Source organism: Chitinophaga sp. CC14, from assembly GCF_048957795.1.
GTDB classification, from domain to species: domain Bacteria; phylum Bacteroidota; class Bacteroidia; order Chitinophagales; family Chitinophagaceae; genus Chitinophaga; species Chitinophaga ginsengisegetis.
The window spans coordinates 1,598,358-1,620,281 of sequence record NZ_JARBFY010000005.1; the positions used below are offsets into that span (position 1 = coordinate 1,598,358).

Here is a 21,924-nt window from a genome sequence, read left to right on the forward strand (position 1 = left end):
TCCCATATATGAAATCTATCTTTCTCGCTTCCCTGTGCCTGTTCGCCGGTTTACACCTGGTGCAGGCACAGGATGCTGCTGTTACGAAAGCGCCCATCGCTGCAAAGCTGATCCGTGGCCCTTACCTGCAGGCAGCCGGTACACAGCAGATGCTGATCCGCTGGCGCACCGATGCATCTGCCCGCAGCCGTGTGAAATACGGCACCGCGCCGGATAAGCTGGATCAGCAGGCAGATGATGCCAACCTGGTAACAGAGCATAAAGTACTGCTTACAAACCTGCAACCCAACACCCGCTACTATTATTCCATTGGCGGCTATAAGGATGTATTGCAGGGCAACGCAGACAACTACTTTATGACCCTGCCCGAAGCCGGTAAAACAGACCTGTACCGCATTGCCGCACTCGGCGATTGCGGCGACGGCTCTCCCAACCAGCAACTCGTAAAGGAACAATTGGTAAAGTACCTCGGCAACAACTACCTGAATGCATGGATACTGTTAGGCGATAACGCCTATCCCAACGGTACGGACGCGGAGTATCAGAGCAAGTTTTTTAATGTTTATAAAGATGACCTGCTGAAGAAATTTCCCCTGTTCCCGGCGCCCGGAAATCATGACTATCATGATACCGATATCTCTGCTGCCTTTGCACAGCAATCGCACCAAACAAACTACTACCAGAACTTCTCCATGCCATCGGAAGGAGAATCCGGCGGGTTGCCTTCCCACTCAGCTTCTTTCTATTCTTTTGATATCGGGAACATCCACTTCCTGTCGCTCGACAGCTACGGTAAAGAAGACAGCGCTTACCGCCTGTACGACACTACCGGTCCGCAGGTAATCTGGATAAAGAAAGATCTCGCCGCCAATAAAAACAAGGGTTGGGTAATTGCCTACTGGCACCATCCGCCGTATACAATGGGTTCCCATAATTCTGATGAAGAAGATGAATTGGTGCATATCCGTGAAAACTTTATCCGGATACTGGAACGCAACGGCGTAGACCTGGTACTGAATGGGCATAGTCATGATTACGAAAGATCTAAGATGATCAAAGGACATTATGGCCCCGCCAACAGCTTTGATCCGGCCAAACATAACGTGAGCAACTCTTCCGGCCGCTACGACGGCGGCAACAATTCCGCACCGTATATCAAAGACAGCATCCGTACCACCGGTACTGTATACGTAGTGAGCGGCTCCGCCGGGAAACTGGGCGGCAAACAAACCGTTTACCCGCATAACGCCATGTATTTTGCAGATGCAGAACACGGCGGCTCCAGCATACTCGAAATACAGGACAACCGCCTGGATCTGAAATGGATCTGCGCAGATGGCACTATCCGCGACCAGTTTACCATGATGAAAAACGTAAACCGGAACACGGATATCCGGATTAAAAAAGGAGAAACAGCCACATTAACGGCTTCTTTCATCGGTACCTACAAATGGAATAACCGTAAGGAAACCACCCGGAGTATTACCGTAACACCTACCGCGTCTACCACGAAATATACCGTAGCAGATGCGTACAATAATGTAAAAGATACCTTCACCGTATATGTATCGAAATAAGATCATCTGGCTGTTATTCAGCCTGCTGGTAGCTTATAGCTTTACACCCTCCACGGACGACCGCGGTGTTACCCATACTATTGCCATTTTCAGGGAAGGCGCCAACGGATTTTCGGCGGCTTCCCTGGAACTGGAACAAGCCATACAGGCGATTGATAAAGATGATACGGCCAGCATTACCGCAGCCAGGGAAGCACTGAAAAAGTGCCGGTTACAATATAAAAGGATTGAGTTTTTCCTTGATTACTTTTTCTTCTCTTCCGCTATGGTGTATAACCGCCCGGCCAAAACGGAAATAGATGAACCTTACATGGAATACCAGGCGCCATCAGGGTTACAGCAGATAGCGGTACTGTTGTTTGAGAAAGATCCTTTCTCCCGGAAAAAAGAACTGGTAACAGAAGCACTGGTAATCCGTACCGCCGCAGCTGATCTCACATCGTTGCTCTACCAGTTCACCACCAGCGATAAAGCCATTATGGAAAGTATCCGCCTCGAACTGGTACGCCTGTACGCAGGAGGCATCACCGGCTACGATGCACCGGAAATAAAAACAGGGATCGCAGAAACCGCACAATCCATGCGAACTATCCAGGCAGTGATGGAACCCTGGCTCAGCACCTCTTCTCCCGAAACAAAATCCGTGGCACATTACCTGGCCCTTTGTATACAATACCTCGATGCACATCCCGGCTTCGACGATTTCAACCGGCTGGAGTTCCTCACCACCTGCGGCCTCCCCTTGCAGGAAAGTACCGGCGCACTCATACGTGCGTTACAGTTGGACCTGCATACCCGCAGCGCGCTTAATTACAACGCACCCAACCTCTTCAGCAAAGATGCTATAGACCTCAAAGCATTTACTAACGGCGCCGTATATACGGAAAAAGAAAAGCTGTTAGGGAAGCAATTATTCTTTGAAAAAGCGCTTTCCGGTAACAACACCCGCAACTGTGGTACCTGTCACCGCCCGGAACTATACTTCAGCGATGGCCTGCGCACCAGTATGGCGCTGGATAATAAAACGACGGTAAGAAGAAATGCGCCGGGCCTCACCTATACTGCGTTCCAATACGCACAGTTCTGGGACGGCAGAGCCGGTACGTTATCAAAACAAATACTGACCGTAATCAGCAACCCCGAAGAGATGGATGGCCATCCCGCTGTGATCATCAGCCGGCTAAAAGACAGTGCGCATTACCGCAACGCCTTTGCTGCCACCTTTCCTGAAGACAGCGCCGCTGTAACCATGCCGCACCTGGCCACCGCTATCGCGGCGTATCTAAGTACCCTCGCACCCATGAACAGCGCAATGGATGAATATTTTGCCGGCAACAAAAACGCATTGACGCCTGCACAAATCCGGGGCTTCAACTTATTTACCGGGAAAGCGCAATGCGCTACCTGTCACTTTGCACCACTGTTCAACGGGCTCACACCACCCCTGTACCAGTTCACCGAATTTGAAAACCTGGGCATGCCTGTCAATGATGATCTCCAACATCCGCAACACGATACCGATGCCGGCAGGTTTGAATTTTTCCCGATCGCATATTATCAGCGTGCCTTCAAAACACCCACGGTGCGTAATAGCGCTATGACCGCCCCTTACATGCACAACGGCGCGTTCCGTGACCTTGAAAAAGTGATGGAATTTTATAATGCCGGCGGCGGCAATGGAGTGGGTATGGCTGATCCGTATCAAACGCTTTCTTCCACGAAGTTGCATCTCAACGAAACAGAGATCAGGGACCTGATTGCGTTTATGCATGCGTTGACGGATAAGCCCATCGCAAAGTAGCCCGGTATTACGTTTTAATGACAAACATCCCCTCCTCCTCATTCTTTGATTTATACAACTCTTTCTGTTATTTTCACAATTTCCGGATCAGCCGTTCCCCCTACCTTTGATCCATCAAATCATAAAAAAATGGAAACAACACAAATATCTCCCGCCACCACCTTTCTTTTAGGAGGTGAGTTCAATATTAACCGCGTGGGTTACGGCGCCATGCAATTAACCGGCAACGGTGTGTTTGGTGATGCAACCGACCGTCCCAACGCCATCAAGGTACTGCAACAGGCAGTGGCTTCCGGTGTAAACTTTATTGATACCGCAGCGGCTTATGGTCCAGGTACCAATGAACGCCTCATTGCGGATGCCCTGCATCCATATCAAAAAGGGCTCATTATCGCTACCAAAGGCGGCTTCCAGCGCCCCGGACCCAACCAGTGGATACCTGATGGCCGCCCGGAATGGATTGCCAAAGACATCGATGCCAGTCTCAAGAATCTGAAAACAGATGTGATAGATCTCTGGCAGTTGCACCGCATAGACCCCAACATCCCGGTGGAAGAAACCCTGGCGCCGGTAGTGGCCGCCGTGAAAGCGGGTAAGATTAAGCATGTAGGGCTGTCTGAAGTAAATATTGAGCAGATCCAGCAGGCAGAAAAAATACTCCCCATTGTATCGGTACAAAACCTGTACAACCTCGGTAACCGCCAGTGGGAATCCGTACTGGATTATACTGCTGAAAAAGGTATTGCCTTTATTCCGTGGTACCCGCTGGCTTCCGGTCCGCATACGCTGGAAGAAAAGATCAGTAAAATTGCCGCCCGCCACAACGCCACCACCGCGCAGATTGCGCTGGCATGGCTGCTGAAACGCGCCAGCAATATCCTGCTGATCCCGGGAACTAAAAGCATTGCCCACCTGGAAGAAAATCTTAAAGCAGGAGCAATTGAATTATCTGAAGAAGATTTTCAATTACTCAGCAAATAACAATCAGGTGATTTTAAGAAAGGGGAAGGCGGGGTCGCTTTCCCCTTTCTTATTTAAAGTCCGTAAGCCGGCTTCAGGAAAACTGCTTACCTTTGGTAACTATCTGTTCAGTCTTACCTGGAGGTTACTACTAACCTCCAGATAAGTTAAAATATATGCAAGTGGATAAAAAACGTCATCCTTCACCGGAAGTATGTGCCGCCTCTCTCGCTGCCGTGGGAGACGCGATGTACGCCATCGGTGGCAAGTGGAAACTGAAGATTATTGTGGCCCTTATTGACCACAGGCGGCGGTTTAATGAACTGCAGCGTTTAGTGGAAGGGATTTCGGCAAAGGTGTTGTCGAATGAGCTGAAAGATATGGAGATGAACGGTTTTGTGAGAAGAATACCGGCAGCGGAAGGCAGTACCCTTATGGAGTACGAGCTGACTGACTACAGCGATACCCTGGGAGATGTGCTCCATTCATTAACCGTATGGGGAACAATGCACCGGAAAAAGATCACAGGGCGCAGCATGGAAATACCCGCCCTGGAAGTGGCATCAGTTGATTAGCGTGGCTTTCACGGGCAATTGCAGCTGATAGCCTTTGCTGCCCATGTATACATATCTTTTCACGGCTGTAAACCGTATTTTCTTTTTGCCTTTCAGCAGGCTTTTCACTTCATCCGGAAGCTGGTCGGTGTCCGTAGCGGTGGCGGTTCCCTTTAACGTGATCACAATATCACGGAAGTACTTTTTATCGCCCGCAGATACCGTGTACTCGCTGCTCCAGCTGGATAACCCTTCTTCTGCTTCTGTTCTTTCCACACCATAAGCGGCCATCACCTGCTGGTAACCGCCGTTGATACCTGCAATCAGGAAATAGTCCCCATCGAACGGACCGCCACCGGGTCCATTACTATGTTTAATCATAAACGCATACTGATCATTGCCTATCAGTAATGGTTTCGGCGTAGGGCATTTTGAAAAAGCGCCATACGCTTTGATAGCAGGTTGAAACATCCGCAGCTTCCAGCCTTCATCGGTGAGCACAAACTTGGCGAGGCCCAGTAAGCCGCCGGTGAAGCGCGAGGTCTGGAAACCTTCTTCATCAAATACAGAATGGTTAAAGCTGATCACTTTATACTGCAACCCCGTGGAGTCTTTAAAGTCCATTTCGTTGATCAAACGGGTGGCCACGCCTTCAGGATAAGGGAAGGCGGGATTACCATCTTCATTTACATCCGGGTAAGGCTTCGGCTTACAGGTTTTACATTCCCAGTTGATCAGTTCATTCCTGTAATTATCTTTAGTAAGATTATAATATTTTCCGGGGAACAATTGCAGCAGTGCTTTCTGTGCATTAAAAGTACCTGCCAGTAACAGGGTGCGGTTTTGTAAAATAGTATCGGGCACATTCTTCTTTTTCAGGTATTCATCCGACTGCGCAAAACTGGCAGTTATCCATCCCGCCAGGAGGCATACCATAACAAACAAACGTTTCATCATAACTTTAAGCAAATATCTGTGCCGGCAAAGGTAATACTCCCGGCGCAAAAACGATATCCGGGGAAAACAGTAATTTAGTTTCCTTAATCCTGTTAACTGATTACCACGATGAACCGCTTCGACCGCTTAACCGCCATCCTCATACATCTGCAATCCAAAAAACTGGTGCTGGCCCAGGAAATTGCCGACCGCTTTGATGTGAGCCTGCGTACTGTTTACCGCGACGTACGTTCGCTGGAACAGGCCGGAGTGCCTGTTATCGGCGAAAAAGGACTGGGTTACTCCATCATGGAAGGTTATCGCCTGCCACCGGTAATGTTTACCGAAGAAGAAGTAATTGCTTTCCTGATGGCAGAAAAAATGCTGGAGCATCATGCCGACCTGCAAAACAGCGAGCGCTTTAAAGGCGCGATGTTCAAAGTAAAAGCCGTACTGCGCAATGCACAGAAAAAAGTGCTGGAAGACCTGGAAGAAAATATTGCCGTTAAGCATAAAGTATCCGAACATAATCACCTGCTCAATGATACCCTTCCCCTGCTCATCAGGGCAGTAGGTGAAAAGACAGTGCTGCATATCCGGTATGCTACCGAAACCGGCGTTAATGAAAGGGATATAGAACCTATCGGTATTTTCCGGGAAAATGGCAGCTGGAATGCCATCGCCTTCTGCACCACCTCCAAAAAGTATCATCCTTTCAGAACAGAACGGATGCTTTCTGTAAAAGATACCGGCCGGCCATTCCACCGGCAACACATCTCCCTGACTGAATACCTGGCAAACAAACCTAAAGATAACGGGCAGTCGTTCCCGGTAGTGATCAACGTGCATAACGATATGGCCCGGTATCTTACAGAACAGAAATATAACTACGGCTTTAACAGTGAGAAAGCAGGTAAAACGCACACCCGGATGGAATTTGAGGCGCCCTGTATACAGGCATTTTCCCGGTGGTATATCACCTTTGCTGATCAAGCCGACATTATTACACCAGCATCCCTTAAAACCCTGGTAAAAGACCGGCTGAAGGAAATGCTGAAAAAAGTTTCCTGACCCGTTTTCCCAACTGACATACCGTTGTCACACCCCACCGGTAATTTTGGAATATGAACAGTCAGCAGATCATACAACACCGGCTGCATCAGCAGCAGCTCCTCCATTCCCGTTTTACCCGGCCCGCCGACCTGGTACGCTGGATGGGCTGCATACAGGCCCAGGATTATGCAGGCGCCAAATGGGCTATCGGGAACCGTATTAAAGGCACTACCGACGCCTCCATTGAAAAGGATTTTAACGAAGGAAAAATCCTGCGCACCCATATCCTGCGCCCCACCTGGCACTTTGTGGCGCCGGAAGATATCCGCTGGATGCTGCAACTGACCGCTCCCAAAATAAAAGCCTTTAATAAAAGACTGCACGTAAAACTGGGCATCTCCGACAAAGACCTGAAACGGAGCAACAACATTATCACCAAAGCGCTTGGCGACCATAAATTTCTCACCCGCACAGCCCTTCTTCCATTGCTCGCCAAAGCGAAGATCAACACCGATGATATCCGGCTGGGATTCCTCCTGATGGATGCGGAGCTGGAAGGACTCATCTGCAGCGGCCCCCGGCAGGGAAAACAATTTACCTATGCGTTGCTCTCCGACCGCGTACCCGATGCGCCTGCACCTGGCCGCGAAGAAGCTATCGCACGTCTCACCCTCTGCTACTTCAGCAGCAGAGGCCCCGCCACCATCCAGGATTTCCAGTGGTGGAGCGGGTTAAATATCGCCGATATCAAAACAGGACTGCACCTCAACAAAGAACAACTTTCCCATACCGTTGCTAACGGGCAAGCCTATTGGTTTGCTGCCGGCGCACTGGCAAATAAACGCACGGTTTCCTCCACATTCCTTCTGCCCAGCTACGACGAATACGCTGTGGCGTATAAAGACCGCTGCGATATCCTCCCTGCTGAGCACCAGTCCACCGCCGGTTATGGCATCTTTAAACCTGTAGTGGTGGTGAACGGGCAGGTGAGCGGCATCTGGAACCGGAAAGAAAGCAGTCAACATATTACTGTGACCACACAACTGATCTGTCCCGGCAAAAAAGCAGCAGTAGACACCGCAGCTGCCGCCTATGCGGCTTTTATGGGGAAGAAGCTGCAAAGCATCACCTCCATATAAAGCCCGGTGACAAAAAGTGCCTGATATTTGGTTACTTTGTTTGACTATAGACTCATATTAAGAAAACGATAACCAGATTATCAGATGATAGACGATATTCAACTTCAGCTAAGAACGGTGAATGTAACCCGATACGTAACACCGTTACGTGAAGGTGGTTCGCTGCCGGCCATCGCCGAAGCAGACGACGGATTCCTGTATGCCCTGAAGTTCAGGGGCGCAGGCCAGGGCGTAAAAGCACTCATCGCAGAATTAATCGGCGGCGAACTGGCCAGGATACTCAAACTGAAAATACCGGAACTCGTATTTGCCAATCTCGATGCTGCTTTTGGCCGTACAGAACCCGATGAAGAAATACAGGATCTCCTGAAAAAAAGTGTGGGCCTCAATCTTGCCCTGCACTATTTATCCGGCGCCACCACCTATGATCCTACGGTAAATACCATTGATGCGTTAACAGCGTCGAAGATCGTGTGGCTCGACTGCCTCCTGACCAATGTAGACCGCACCGCCCGCAACACCAATATGCTGATGTGGCACAATGAACTGTGGCTTATTGATCATGGCGCCTCACTCTATTTCCATCACTCCTGGCAAAACTGGCAGGAACAATCCCTTCGTCCTTTTGTACAGGTAAAAGATCATGTGCTGCTGCCACAGGCCAGTGAGCTGGAACAGGTAGATGCCGCCTTCAACCTGATCCTCACACCGGAGCGGATACGCGCCGTTGTAAACATCATTCCCGAAGAATGGTTGCGTAGTGAAGATAGCAACGATGTTACACCGGAAGAAAGACGCCAGGTATACTTTGAATTTTTAACAAACCGGATCAGCCACTCCGGAATTTTTGTAAAAGAAGCACAACATGCAAGACAATCACTTATATGAGTACGCTGTAATACGGGTGGTGCCAAGCGTAGAGCGGGAAGAATTTCTGAATGTTGGTGTTATTCTCTATTGCAGGCAACAAAAATTTTTACGGGCAGTATATACATTGAACGAAGAAAAACTACACGCACTTTCTCCGGAAACAGATGTTAACACCATCCGCCCCTACCTCGATGCCTTCGTGGAAATTTCCAAAGGCAGCAAAGCAGGTGGCCCGATCGGGGCGCTGGATCTCGCCAGCCGCTTCCGCTGGTTAACTGCTACGCGCAGCAGTGTAGTGCAAACATCGAGGGTGCATCCCGGTTTTTGCAGCGCTGATGCGGAAGATACGCTGATGCGGTTGCACCGGCAGCTGGTACTTTAAATAACGCAAAAAATGCAGATGCCGGGTAAATAACCCGGCATCTGCATTTTCAGACAATCGTTATTTTGTTCCGAGATTTTTACGGACCAGCTGCACAAAGGCATCTGGTGTAACTACCCGTACATTTTTGTTCAGGCCGGCTATTACTGTACTTATGGCCGACATATCTTTTGTCCAGGTATGTACAAACACCAGTGTATAACCTGAACGGCTATACGGGTCTGCAGGTCTGGCGTTGATGTTACTGATCACAGTAGCTTCTTCTTCCAACCCGGCCCATAGGTTATCGCCGGCTTCTATAACAGGTTTCCCGTTGGCAGAAAAGCGGATACTGCCACCGGGTGCTTCTCCGTAACCGGTATACAGCAGGGCATCTATATTAGGTTGTGCGAGATATTTATCCCACAGATCCATTCTTTCCAGGGCGCCCTGATCCAGGATATTCACGATATTCAGATCGGATTTTGCCATAAAAGTATTCAGGCGTTGCACGTACTGATCGAGTGCGGCGGCCGGCATTTTGCTGGGAAAAGTATATCCACTTCCACTTGGTCCGGCTACAAAAAAATCCCTGCCTTTATCTGTATTAGCTGCCTTTTCATAATACCACCGCATGGCGGCAGGCGCCAGGTCCACCAGGGAAGGGCTGATGGTATAGCCCATATTGAATGTGCCTCTCAGCGGATGGCTGAAGTATTGCTGCATGCTCCACAGATCGTAGCCTACATTATCGCCGTCACTCAACAGGAAAGTAACGTAGTGTACATTTTGTTCTGCCGCCGGTGTGGTGCGGCCCTGCTGCTTCAACGGCGCTTCGTCATACACACTGCTCAGCGGCGCAAGATTAGCGGCCAGGTCTGTTGGCAACATTACAACGCCGGCAGCAGCTGCATTTGCCACCATCGAAAATTCTTCCTTCCCGTATCCGAAGCAAAAGGCTTCCGGTTGCAGGGCTTTTAGCACATCGGCGCGCCAGGGCGTTTCGCCGTCGTAAAAAGTAAACGCATTGGTGAGCGTAATGTAATCCCGGAGGTGGTGATCAATAGCAGGGTTCTGTTCTGCTGCCAACGAGCGGCTGAATGTTGCAGAATAATGTTCCCATACCCACTTCTCATCGCGTGCACGCATATCCGCTTTTTTTATCTTTATACCGGCAGTGATAACAGCCGTTTCCAGGCTGGCATCCACTGCAATGGCATTCATGGGTCCGCACAGGGAATTTGCGGCAGTGAGAGAGCGGATATTTTTAGTGCGGTTGTACAACACATAGCCACTTACTTTAGGGACGAAGTGCCGGAGTAGTTCCGCCCATGACGTATAGTTAGTAATCCTTATTTTATATTTTTCGGAAAGATAATTTTTCCATACGGAAGAAGCACCTCCCTCGTCAATATAGATCTGTTCACCGGAAGTTTTTGCTACCACTCCCTGGAGTGTGGCGATCAGCACTTTTTGTTCGGCGGTGAGCGAGCTGGCCGGGATCGCACACAGCGCTGTGAGGGCAGCGCCCTTCTGATGGAGTACCCCTTTCTTCAATACAACGGTATCTGCTCCCGGTGGTAGTACTACGGCTACTTCGGTAGTATTCTTTTTGCCACAGGCCGTAACAACGGCCAGCATGGTGGCTATAAAAAAGATAAAAGTATGGCTATTTCTCATATAAGAAATGTGATCAGTTGGTGATAAAAAATAAATAGAAACAGTGTGGCATTTGCGTTAAAACACCTGTACTTCCGCGATGTTGGTGCTGGAAGTGCCGTATACTTTTGTTACGGTGAACTTCACGTACCGCGCCTGTTTTAGCGTAGATACAAAATATTTGTACCAGGGCTGACCGGGATCATGCGGTACATCTTTTAATACAGCCACTTCTGTCCAGGTGGCATTATCCGCACTAACGGAAACGGTTATATCCTGGGGTTGACCATGACCATCGGTTTGCCAGCTGCCCTCAAAATAACGGTCCATGATACCGATGCCATGTACCGCTTTCTCTTCTCCCATATCTACTATAAAATAATGGGGAGGACCGGGCTCACCACCCGACCATTTGGAATTCCAGAAGGTGGATGGATCATTGTCTATCGCTCTTGCGGCCAGCCCGTTTCCACCGCCTTCCGCTGGTTCTTCCGTGGAAAAACCGGCAATGGTCCATTTAGCCTGATCATAAGGTATCATGCTGTTCAGATCCGCTGTAGCATTTACCACATAATAAGTAGTTTGTTGGTAGGCACTGGCGTTGGCTCCTTCAATGCTTTCAATACTAACGGGGATCATATAATCCTGGAAGGGATCTATTTTTCCTTTGGCGTGGATTGCCAGTCCTGTTGCAGCAGTAATAGAAGCGCCTTTAACAATAGTAGCAGTAGCAGGCATTTCGTAACTGCCTTCAGGTAATACGCGGTAATCAGTACCATTCTGTTCATTGAAGAAAGCCACCTTTTCCGGGTCTGCCTTGAAGTGTACCACAATATCACTTCCCGCTACCGCATTGGTCACAGTAGCATATTCAGCGCCGGTTATAACCGCGCTCACCGGTATGGTGTAAGGCGTATCTGCCATCTCAAACGTTACCTTTACTACGCCCAATGCGTTGGGCATGTACACAGTTGACGTGGCGACACGATCTTTCTTACAAGCGGTGAAAACAATAAGACCTGTGATGAGCAGGAAAAAAATATAGCTGGATAATCTGTTCATAAAATCGGAATTAAAGAAGGTTGCTGCAAAAATCAATACCCGGGATTCTGCCCGTTCTGCCAGTTGTCTTCCCCACCGCTCTGGGCACGGATCGCCGGATTACGGTCCAGTACATGCTGCGGAATAGGCATGATGTACATCTTTGGCAGGAACAGGCGGTTGCTCACATTCACCGGCGTATAAGTGAGGGTAGCCGTTCCCGTTATGACCATGCCTTTTTCCGGCCGGTTTAACACACCTGTTGAACCATCCATCATACGGTCCGCTATTTTCCAACGCAGCACATCCCACCAGCGCCTGTCTTCAAAAGCCAGTTCCACCCTGCGCTCACGGCGAATGATATCTCTCATCTGCTGTTTATTCACTGTTCCGTAGGTGGCTTCCACTGTGGGCAGGTTACCGGCGCGTGTGCGCACCTTGTTCACCGCCGCCAGCACTTCCGCAGTAGGTCCGTTCACTTCATTTTCTGCTTCTGCGAAACTGAGTAACACTTCTCCAAAGCGGAAAAACATATAGTTCTGGTAAGAGGTGCTGTTGGCGCGGTTATCACTCCCCAGAATCTTTTCGTCCAGCCGCTTGCAGGCATAGTAACCAGTATGGGTAACATCACTGGTATATCCCAGATCAATTTCATTGGCAGTTTTTCGTCCGAGCCCTACTACCATGCGAAGGGTATCACCCTGCCAGGGCGAACCATTAAAGAGAATAGTCTGATAAAATCTTTTTTCTCTTCCTACGTATGGTTGCTGCGGATTATAGCCCGAACCCGGTTCATAAATCGCCTTACCGTTGGCCATCGAAAATTCATCCACCAGTTCCTGTGTAGGCTGAAAATTACCCCATGCCTGCTGTACACCGTTTACAATGGTAGGTCCTTCCTTACCTTCCAGCTGTCCGCCTTTTCCTTCCATATACTGCCTGGCAAAAATGGATTCTGTACTGTTGTTGCCTACCCGGAGGAACAGGTTGCGGAAGTCGGGATAAAGGTCATATACTCCAAGATCTATTACCTGCTTATTGGTTTTCGCGGCCAGTTTCCATCTTTCAAGGTCACCGCCGGGATTGGCCACATCACCGGAATTGCGCAACGGGCTGGCATAAAACAGTTCACACCATCCTTTCAGGGTAAGTGCAGCGCCTTTGGTGGCCCTGCCGGGTTCTGACTGTTTTTCAGGTAAGATGTCTGCAATTTCCCCCAGTTCTTTATCGATGAATTCAAATGTTTGTTTTGAGGTACTTCTTGGTACATAAATATCATCCCCCTGGGTAAGATTATCCAGCACATTGGTAATAACAGGCACGCCACCATAAGCCATCCATAACCAGTGATAGTACATAGCTCTTAAAAAGCGCGCTTCGGCGATCCTTTCCTTTTTATAATCCTCCGGCAACGCAGATGCGCCCACTTTCGTGATAAAGAGATTGCATTTCCGGATCTTCTCGTAATTCCCGGTACGACTGTCGTTGTTACTTTCTTTTCCCCAGTACCACATATCCCACGGTCCGCGGGGCAGGTTGGAAGGCGTGATATTAGCTACCCGGATACTGCTGTAACCGGCCATCCAGGTAACGCCTACATCCGAATTATCCGTATACTGTTCCAGGTGTTCCGTTTCATTATTCATATCCGGCAACTGGTTATAAATATCATTGAGAAAGAGATCGGCATTATTGGTAGATGCCCATACGGCATCATCTCCCACCCTGTCACGCGCCTGTACATCCAGGAAATCTTTTTTACAGGAAATGAACAGGAGGGTGGCAGTCAGTATTAAAAGGTATTGTTTTATCTTGAACATGGCTGTTGACGGTTTGGATATTAAAAGGTTACGTTCAGTCCGAATGAAAATACCTGCTGCTGGAAATAATATTGTCCGTTAGAAGAACGGGCTTCAGGATCAATCATCTCCTTCATATTCGGCGTCCATGTCCATAAGTTCTGTCCGGATACATACACGCGGAGTTGTTGCATATACCAGCGTTTGGTGAGGGAAGACGGCAGGGTGTAACCAAATTCCGCGCTTCTCAGTTTCAGATAGGATGCATCCCGCACCCACCAGGAAGAGAACCGGGTATTATAGGCCACTGGCTGATTGGTAGTACGCGGATACAATGCGTCCGGGTTGGCTGGCGTCCAGTGATTATCATAGTATAATTTGCTGGCAGATCCTTGCTGGTCGAAAGGATACACCAGGTTGCCACCTACCGGCAAACTGATCTGCGCGGCGCCCTGTAACAGGAGGTTCAGGTCGAAACCTTTCCAGGAGATAGCAGGAGATAAGCCGAAGATCATTTGCGGTACGCCATTGGGGCGACCGATCACGGTTTCATCATTATCATCTATCACGCCGTCGGCTTTACCATCCGGGCCACTCAGGTCTGCATATTTGAGATCTCCCGGCTTCACCGGTGCATTGGCCAGCGAAGCAATACCTGCTTTCAGCGTTCCATCTGCATTAAAATCATCGGGTTTATAATAGCCCAGCGCCTTCAATCCAAACTGGGTGCCATTGGCCCGGCCGGTACGACGGCGGTTGGGATTATTAAAAGTGGCATCCGATTCAAATACCTGTAACAGCTTATTTTGTGCATAGGTAAAGTTGCCGTTTACTTCCAGCTTTAACCCATTGGAAAAAGTATGCGCAGTACCCACGCTCAGCTCAATCCCCTGGTTACTCATGATGGCGGCGTTTAATTCAGACAGCCCTGTACCGTATTCTGCCGGCACTGTTACCGTGGGCGGCACCAGCATGTTTGAACGCTTTTCATAAAAATAATCCACGCCGAACGAGAGGGCGCCATCCCACAAAATTCCATCTACACCTATATCTGTTTTCTTTGCCCGCTCCCAGGTGATAAAGGTATTTCCCTGGATCGTTTCATAGATCCCTGTAGTAAGCGCATTACCTAATACTGCTGCGTTATTATAAACGGCATAACCACTCATATACTGGAACGGACCTCCGGCAAGATTACCGGATTCTCCATAGGAGGCCCGGACCTTCAGCAAATTGATCCAGCTGTAATGATCCTTTATAAAGTTCTCCTGGCCTATATTCCAGCCCAGTGAAAACGCGGGAAAGAAACCGTACTTACGGCCGGGAGCAAAATAATAATGACCGTCATACCTGCCGGATACTTCCGCCAGGTACTTACCGGCGTAACCGTAACTCAACCGGTATACATAACCCACCTGCCGCTGTTCAGAAGAGGATCCGCCATTACTGATATCACCGTTGGCCACCCCTCCCCTGTCCAGTTCATCAATATCTATCGGGTAATTCCTCCTGCTGGCATCTACGTTCCAGCCTTTTTGAATGCGAGATTCAGCCACGCCGAGGAATGTAATATCGTGTGCCCCGAAGGTGTTGTGGTAGTTGATATATCCCTGATAGGTAAACGCTTTATTCTGGCTGTTGCTCAGCTGGAGCGACGGTTTCGCAGGACCAATCAGCCGTTGCGTATATTCGTATGGGTTAGTGCTGAAGTTTACGCTGTAGGTTGGTATAGGTGTTTGCCATACTTTGGTGTACGTGGTATAGGGATCGTAGCTGGCCACTCCTTTAACGCTAAGGCCCTTCAGGAAAGGCAGTTGCTGCTCTATTGAAAAGGTGGTCATAATCTGCGTATTCTCGTTTTTCACATAGCCACTATGGTTAATGGTACCCACAAGTGAATTGGTAATATAACTTCCCCACAATCCATTACTATAGTAAATAGCAGATGTAGGCGGCGTTCTGAATGCCTGGTACATAATTCCTCCGCCGGCGGCAGCATAGCGGTTGTTGGCATCTCCGTTGTAAGGATCGGCATAACCGGAATACTGCTGGTTTTCCACCCAGCCACTCAGCGATAGCCCTACGCGGGTAGTGCTGGTAGCCTGTACATCCAGGTTGGCCAATACGTTATATTTTTTCAGGTTGGTGGTAGAAAACTGTCCGTCCTGGTTAGTATAACTGAAGGCGGTGAAATACCTGACTTTTTCTGTTCCGCCGGAAAGCTGCAGATTGTGATTGGTGAGCAGTGCATTTCTTTGTATAACATCCCGGAGCCCGCTGCTGTTGGGGTATTTGTCGGGATCGGCATCTGCTGCGCCGGTAACAGTTTTTCTATATTGCTCTACTTCTTCCGGTGTAAAAGCCGGATTTAACCCGCTGTTCCGGTTGGCTTCATTGGTTAATAATGCATACTCCCAGGAATTAACCATTTTGGGCATGCGTGTTGGATTCTGGATGCCTGCATAACCATTATAGGACAACGTAGGCACACCGGTTTTACCTTTCTTAGTGGTTACCAGTATCACGCCGTTGGCGCCAGCCAGGCCATAAGGCGCTACTGCTGCCGCGTCTTTCAGGATGGTGACAGACTCAATAGAGGCCGGGTCCAGCCGCGAAAAATCACGGTAAATGCCATCCACTACCAACAGGGGGTTGGCGTTGCCTAACGTGGAGGTGCCTCTGATACGAAGCCGGGAGCCGTCCTGGCCAGGTTCGCCGCTGCCCTGGTCTGCAATAATGCCGGGCGCCCGTCCTACGAGGTTATTGGTAAGATTGACCACCGGCTTTTGTGCAAAATCCTTTCCCTTCACAGTAGATACCGCTGCGGTAGTAGTTGCTTTCTGTTGTGTGCCATAACCCACTACAATGACTTCTCCAAGTGCAGTGGAGCCTTCTTTCAACTGCACATCGATACGGGATTGTCCGCCAACAGGTACTTCTTTCGTAACATACCCGATAAAGGAAAATACCAGGATAGCATTTTCATTGTTGCCGGCAGGGATATTGAAGTGCCCTTCCGCATCGGTATTAGCGCCTGTGGAGGTGCCTTTCAGTCGCACATTTACCCCCGGAAGCAATTCACCTTTGGTAGAGGTAACCGTACCGGCTATACGCTTTTCCTGCACCACCGTTTTGGGAGGAGCCGGCTTTGGTACAATAAAAATATACCGGTCATTTTGCCGGTAGGTGAGGTTTGTTTTTGCCAGCAGGAGATCGAGTGTGGCAGCAACGGTCCGTGTGCCCGCAGGCAGGTTTACCTGCCCGATGCGGCTTAGTTCCGCGACCCTGTAACCAAAACGGAAATCTGTTCGTTGCTCAATTTCTTTTAACGTGGCTTCGAGGCTTTTGCCGGAAACACCCAGTGCAATTTTTGTCTGGTGGATATCCTGGCCGTTTGTTCTGCCTGCCATCAGTAACTGGCAACCAAAAAGCAATATGGCCAGTGTTATCGTGGAACATCTCATAATCCAAAGGATTGTTTTGTTCAGGATAAGACGCTCATAAGGGCGCATCCGTCCCTTACTTACTGAAAAAATCATAGATTTGTTTGGTTTTAATCGGTTGACATACTGAGTTTAAAAACCATCCGGTTACGGGTGCTTGCCTGCACCTGTAACCAATTTTCAGGTATCGTCGTGGTTGCCTCCACGGCGATACTTTTTTAAACTGATTTCATAACGTATTTTTTTGCCGCTGTAAAGGCTAATCGAAGTGGAACTTTTTCATGGTACGTGATTATGATGATGAATACAAGTAAACCGTGTTAACATCCCTTTCCGCTGATAATAATAGCGCTGCCTCTCATCTTCCATGAGCATCCGTTCAATTCGCAAATCATTTTCATCACTTCCCCGATACTTTCCCCATGCAAAAAAGAAAGGGAAAAACGGCAGTTGCGGATGGCGTCATTCCCCAATTCCACCTGCACATTATACCACCGGCCAATGATGGCGGCAGCCTGCTCCATTGTCACATCGTCCATAATAAGCTCTCCTTTTTTCCAGGCCAGCAGGTTTTCCGCATTCACCGTATCAATTTTTGCACGCCGGCTTACTGCTTCATATTCCAGTTTTTCGTTGGGATGTAATACACCTAATGCCGTAGTCCCTGCTGCCACACTCACTTTTCCGCTAACCACCGTTACCGCCAGCGGCGCCTGCTGGTAGGCCTGTATATTAAACACTGTTCCCAGCACCTTCACCGCCACATTACCACTATGCACAATAAACGGCTGCTGATCCCTGCGGGTAACATCAAAACAGGCTTCTCCCTCTACATATAATTCCCGGGTATTACCGGTAAAGGCAACAGGATATCGCAGTTTACTGCCGTTATTCAGCCACACCTCGGTGCTGTCTTCCAGTACCAGCCGTACCCGCTTGCCTGCGGGCGCCCATACTTCCTCATATACCAAAGCAGGTTTCCGGGATGGTTTCATGAGCAGCCAGGCGGCCAGGCCAGCACCGATCAGCACCAGTATCCCCGCGGCATAGGCGAGCCAGCGATGAGGTTTTAAAACAGGAACATCCTCCGTTTGGGAAAAACGGGGGTTCTCTTTAATCTGATCGTAGAGTGAGCGGGCTTCTCCGGGCGACAGCTGCGTGGCCGGTGTGAGTCCCGACCAGGTTTTGTCGAATGGCGGCTGAACGGCGTCATCAGATTCAGCCTGCCGCAACAGCAACATCAGTTCTTCAAATTCCTGTTCATTGATGGTGTTGCCTGCCAGTTTTGTCAACAAAAGATGTATACGATGTTCATCCACGTGAAATACAATTTATCCCGGGCAGAAAAAAGCCGGTATAATGCAATACACGCAGGGGATACCTGTCGGGTAGTCAAAAAAAATATTTTTTTAAAATAACAGGGAGAATGCCAGGAAGCCAAAAACAATTTCGGCTTCGTTAAAATGGGTACGCAATACCTTCAGCGCAGCCATCATGTGGTATTTAACAGTATGGGGAGAGATATTCATACGAACGGCTATTTCTTCATAGGTGAGCCCTTCAAACCTGCTTAAGCGGAAAATTTCCTGTTGCTGGGGAGGCAATATATTCAATATCTGTCCCGTGATCCTTTCGAGATCTGCGCCCAGCACGGTTTCTTCCGTATCATTATGGTAGGCAGGAATAGATTCCCAGAGTTTCAGGGAAGCTGCACGGCTGCTGGCGGCCTGCCGTAACAGGTTTAAGGCAACCCGTCGTGCAATGGTATATACATAAGGGGCAAGGGCATAGTCCACACTCAGCTTTAACCGGTGTTCCCAAAGTCGCAACATCGTTTCCTGCACCACTTCCTTTCCCTGGTCTTTGTTCTTCAGGAAATGACAAGCCAACCCGTATATCTTCTGACTAAACCGGTCAAACACTTCACGGAACGCCGTCTCATCTCCCGCCTGTAGCCGAAGAATCAATTGCACATCCGGTGATTCCCTAGTATTTTCCAAATCCGGTAGTATAAAATAATAATGGTGGTTGATCTGATTTGTTGACTCCTTAAATGCCCCTTCGACGCTATAACCCGAAAGTAAACTTTTTTTTCAAAATCATACATCAACAAACAGGAAAGACCGGCGAAGGAAGCCCCCACCGGTCTTTGCTTATACAAAAGATATTAATTATTTATTGCCTTACAAAAGTATACGTCTTCCCCGCCTGCGTATCCAAATCATACAATATCGTATTGGGCAAAGGCAACTCCTCTACCTTTGCTTTGTTGCTCACCAATGCAGGAGCAGTTGGCGCTACTTCGAAGAAAGGATTGGTTTGAGCGCCACCAGCTGCTTTCAGTTGTCCGTTTTCCTGCAACGCATTGGGTACACGCAGGCGACAGTTGCCACCAAGCGTGGAACGGATTGTGATCTTACTCAGCTGACCATTTTCCCACACCATTTCCTTGATCTCAAAACCACCACGCGCACGTAAGCCGCTCACACGGCCATTCTTCCAGTCGTCCGGAAGGGCCGGCAACAGGTGGATAGCGCCATCCTGGCTTTGCAGCAGCATTTCACAGATCCCTGCGGTGCAGCCATAGTTCCCATCGATCTGGAAAGGCGGATGCGCATCAAAAAGATTGGGATAAGTGCCACCGCCACTGTTCTCTCCTTTATTTACGCCCGATGGGGTGAGCTGGTCTTTAATCAGTTTCCATGCATGATTGCCATCCAGCAAACGCGCCCAGAGGTTCACTTTCCAGCCCATCGACCAACCCGTGGACACATCGCCGCGTTGCAGCAACGAGGTGCGCGCAGCGCTGAACAAAGCAGGCGTGCGGTAGGCCGAGATCTGGTTGGCAGGATACAATCCGAATAAATGTGACACGTGACGGTGTTTGTCGTTTGGATCATCCAGATCCTGCAGCCATTCCTGCAACTGGTTATTCTGCCCCACCTGCATAGGTGGCAAACGCTTACGTGCCGCCTTCATTTTTTCCACCAGCGCTTTATCAGTTTGTAAGATTTCTGCGGCATGGATGGTATTGGTAAACAGATCAAATACCAGTTGATTATCCATCGTGGTGCCTGCCGATATAGATACGCCGGGATAGGCTTTCGGATTATTTTCCGGCGACATGGAAGGCGATACCACCAGCCATTTATGCACCGGCTCTTCTACCAGAAAATCCAGGTAAAACTGCGCGGCGCCTTTTAATGCAGGATACACGGTTTGCAGGTATTTCTTATCGCCATTAAACAGATATTTCTCCCACGTATGCCGGCTTAACCATGCGCCGCCCATTGGCCACAAACCGTAATAAATAGGATCTACCGGGCCTGTAATACGCCACAGGTCTGTATTATGATGCACTACCCAGCCACCGGCGCCATACATTACCTTCGCTGTTTCCCGGCCGGTAACAGATAAGTCCTTCACCATTTGTATCAATGGCTCATGCATTTCAGAAAGGTTTGTTTCTTCCGCAGGCCAGTAATTCATTTCTGTATTAATGTTGATAGTATACTTACTTCCCCACGGTGGATTCATCAGCGGGTTCCAGACTCCCTGCAGGTTTGCCGGCTGACCGCCCGGTTGTGAAGCGGCTATCAGCAGGTAGCGGCCAAACTGGAAATACAGTGTTACCAGCTGCGGATCATTGCCATTCCTGAAATCCCGGAGGCGGATGTCTGTTGGATTTTTGATAGAATCGGTGGTACCTAAGTCCAGCTGTACCCGGTTAAAGAAGTGCTGGTAAGCCGCAATATGATCTTTCAAAAGACTTGCGAAATGCTTTGGCCATACCTTCGACATATACGCCGTGGTACGCTTTACTTCATCGCCGCTCAGATCAGCATAGTTTACAAAGTTGGTGGCAATTGACACGTAGATAGTCACCGCATCGGCGCCGGTAATACTGATAGTGTTACCATCGGCGGCAGTTTTACCACCACTGGTTTTAAATCTTACCTGCGACTGGAACTTCACCTTACCCGGCACACCGTCTTTATCCCCGCTGATACCGGATAACACCAGTTCATTATTTCCGCTGGTGACTATATTCGATTTTTGCGGGCTCTTCATGCCGGCGTTAAAAGTAATGCTGCCGGGTTTACTGGCGGTAAGCTGTATAATAATCGCCTGATCCGGTATAGAGGCAAATACCTGCCGGGTATACTTTACCCCGTTTACGGTATAGCTGGTAGCGGCTACCGCTGTTTGCAGATCCAGCTCCCGTTCATAACCGGTGTATTGCTCATGACCGGGAAATGCCAGTTCCAGGTCGCCCACCGGCTGATAGCACATGCCGTTGATCTTTTCTGACTGGATATTTTTTGCTGCTATATCGCTGGCCTCTTTCATTTTGCCCTCGAAAATCAGCTGACGGATTTCCGGCAACGCTGCCAGCGCATGTGGATTTTCATTGCGGTTGGGGCTGCCGCTCCATACCGTATTTTCGTTTAGCCGTATCAGTTCACTTCCGGGATTACCATATACCATTGCAGCCAGGCGGCCGTTGCCTACCGGCAGTGCCGCTTCCCATACTTTGCCTGAGGGGCGGTCGTACCTGAGTTTCAGCTCCATGCGCTGCGCCAATGCAGGCAGCGATGTTAGCAATGCTATAACGCAAACGGCTATAGTGTGTTTGTTCCTTCGCATGAGTTTTTACAGTTAAGTGGAATAAATTACTCCGGCGGTTTTCTTTCAAAACGCCGAACTGGTTACCGGGCTTATTGCCGCCCG

At 49.2% G+C, this 21,924-nt stretch carries 16 protein-coding genes; 8 read left to right on the forward strand and 8 right to left on the reverse strand.

What is annotated here, in order from left to right; translation table 11 throughout:
• Positions 1-8: 8 nt before the first annotated feature.
• The 4 genes from PV783_RS25930 to PV783_RS25945 all read left to right on the forward strand — a co-directional run bounded on the left by PV783_RS25930 (position 9) and on the right by PV783_RS25945 (position 4,913).
• Positions 9-1,577, forward strand: coding sequence for a purple acid phosphatase family protein (locus PV783_RS25930; protein WP_420990173.1), 1,569 nt, complete (start codon positions 9-11; stop codon positions 1,575-1,577).
• Positions 1,564-3,378, forward strand: coding sequence for a cytochrome-c peroxidase (locus tag PV783_RS25935; protein ID WP_420990174.1), 1,815 nt, complete (start codon positions 1,564-1,566; stop codon positions 3,376-3,378). Before PV783_RS25930 ends, PV783_RS25935 begins: the two co-directional genes overlap by 14 nt.
• A 129-nt stretch (positions 3,379-3,507) precedes the next feature.
• Positions 3,508-4,359 carry an aldo/keto reductase gene (locus tag PV783_RS25940; RefSeq protein WP_420990175.1) on the forward strand — a complete coding sequence of 284 codons (852 nt, stop codon included), beginning with the start codon at positions 3,508-3,510 and terminating at the stop codon, positions 4,357-4,359.
• 155 nt (positions 4,360-4,514) lie between these two features.
• Entirely contained in the window at positions 4,515-4,913 is a 399-nt protein-coding gene (locus PV783_RS25945; protein ID WP_336386926.1) for a helix-turn-helix domain-containing protein, read from the forward strand.
• On the opposite strand, the gene PV783_RS25950 is transcribed toward PV783_RS25945, so the two are convergent.
• Positions 4,902-5,849: a hypothetical protein gene (locus PV783_RS25950; RefSeq protein WP_420990176.1), complete on the reverse strand. Its 948-nt coding sequence runs from the start codon at positions 5,847-5,849 to the stop codon at positions 4,902-4,904. The two genes, PV783_RS25945 and PV783_RS25950, sit on opposite strands and share 12 nt — an antisense overlap.
• Before the next feature lie 108 nt (positions 5,850-5,957).
• Between PV783_RS25950 and PV783_RS25955 the strand changes: the two genes are divergently transcribed.
• The 4 genes from PV783_RS25955 (at position 5,958) to PV783_RS25970 (ending at position 9,272) form a co-directional block, all read left to right on the forward strand.
• Positions 5,958-6,899 carry a helix-turn-helix transcriptional regulator gene (locus PV783_RS25955; protein WP_420990177.1) on the forward strand — a complete coding sequence of 314 codons (942 nt, stop codon included), beginning with the start codon at positions 5,958-5,960 and terminating at the stop codon, positions 6,897-6,899.
• A gap of 53 nt (positions 6,900-6,952) precedes the next feature.
• Entirely contained in the window at positions 6,953-8,020 is a 1,068-nt protein-coding gene (locus PV783_RS25960; RefSeq protein ID WP_420990178.1) for a winged helix DNA-binding domain-containing protein, read from the forward strand.
• Positions 8,021-8,104: 84 nt separating this feature from the next.
• Positions 8,105-8,908, forward strand: coding sequence for a HipA family kinase (locus PV783_RS25965; RefSeq protein WP_420990179.1), 804 nt, complete (start codon positions 8,105-8,107; stop codon positions 8,906-8,908).
• Positions 8,886-9,272: a DUF3037 domain-containing protein gene (locus tag PV783_RS25970; RefSeq protein WP_079470166.1), complete on the forward strand. Its 387-nt coding sequence runs from the start codon at positions 8,886-8,888 to the stop codon at positions 9,270-9,272. The genes PV783_RS25965 and PV783_RS25970 overlap by 23 nt, the downstream gene beginning before the upstream one ends.
• A 60-nt stretch (positions 9,273-9,332) precedes the next feature.
• On the opposite strand, the gene PV783_RS25975 is transcribed toward PV783_RS25970, so the two are convergent.
• From PV783_RS25975 to PV783_RS26005, 7 genes are all read right to left on the reverse strand, one after another.
• Entirely contained in the window at positions 9,333-10,931 is a 1,599-nt protein-coding gene (locus tag PV783_RS25975) for a GxGYxYP domain-containing protein (RefSeq protein ID WP_420990180.1), read from the reverse strand.
• Between the two features lie 57 nt (positions 10,932-10,988).
• Positions 10,989-11,972, reverse strand: coding sequence for a BT_3987 domain-containing protein (locus PV783_RS25980; protein ID WP_420990181.1), 984 nt, complete (start codon positions 11,970-11,972; stop codon positions 10,989-10,991).
• 32 nt (positions 11,973-12,004) lie between these two features.
• Positions 12,005-13,771, reverse strand: coding sequence for a RagB/SusD family nutrient uptake outer membrane protein (locus tag PV783_RS25985; RefSeq protein ID WP_079470169.1), 1,767 nt, complete (start codon positions 13,769-13,771; stop codon positions 12,005-12,007).
• Between the two features lie 20 nt (positions 13,772-13,791).
• A complete protein-coding gene (locus PV783_RS25990; RefSeq protein ID WP_420990182.1) occupies positions 13,792-17,214 on the reverse strand; it encodes a TonB-dependent receptor in 3,423 nt (1,140 codons plus the stop codon).
• Between the two features lie 299 nt (positions 17,215-17,513).
• Positions 17,514-18,512 (reverse strand): FecR family protein, encoded by a 999-nt coding sequence (locus PV783_RS25995; RefSeq protein ID WP_420990183.1) that lies wholly within the window; start codon positions 18,510-18,512, stop codon positions 17,514-17,516.
• Between the two features lie 90 nt (positions 18,513-18,602).
• Positions 18,603-19,193, reverse strand: coding sequence for an RNA polymerase sigma-70 factor (locus PV783_RS26000; protein WP_336386917.1), 591 nt, complete (start codon positions 19,191-19,193; stop codon positions 18,603-18,605).
• Positions 19,194-19,368: 175 nt separating this feature from the next.
• Positions 19,369-21,840 (reverse strand): glycosyl hydrolase family 95 catalytic domain-containing protein, encoded by a 2,472-nt coding sequence (locus PV783_RS26005; RefSeq protein ID WP_420990184.1) that lies wholly within the window; start codon positions 21,838-21,840, stop codon positions 19,369-19,371.
• Between the last annotated feature and the right edge of the window lie 84 nt (positions 21,841-21,924).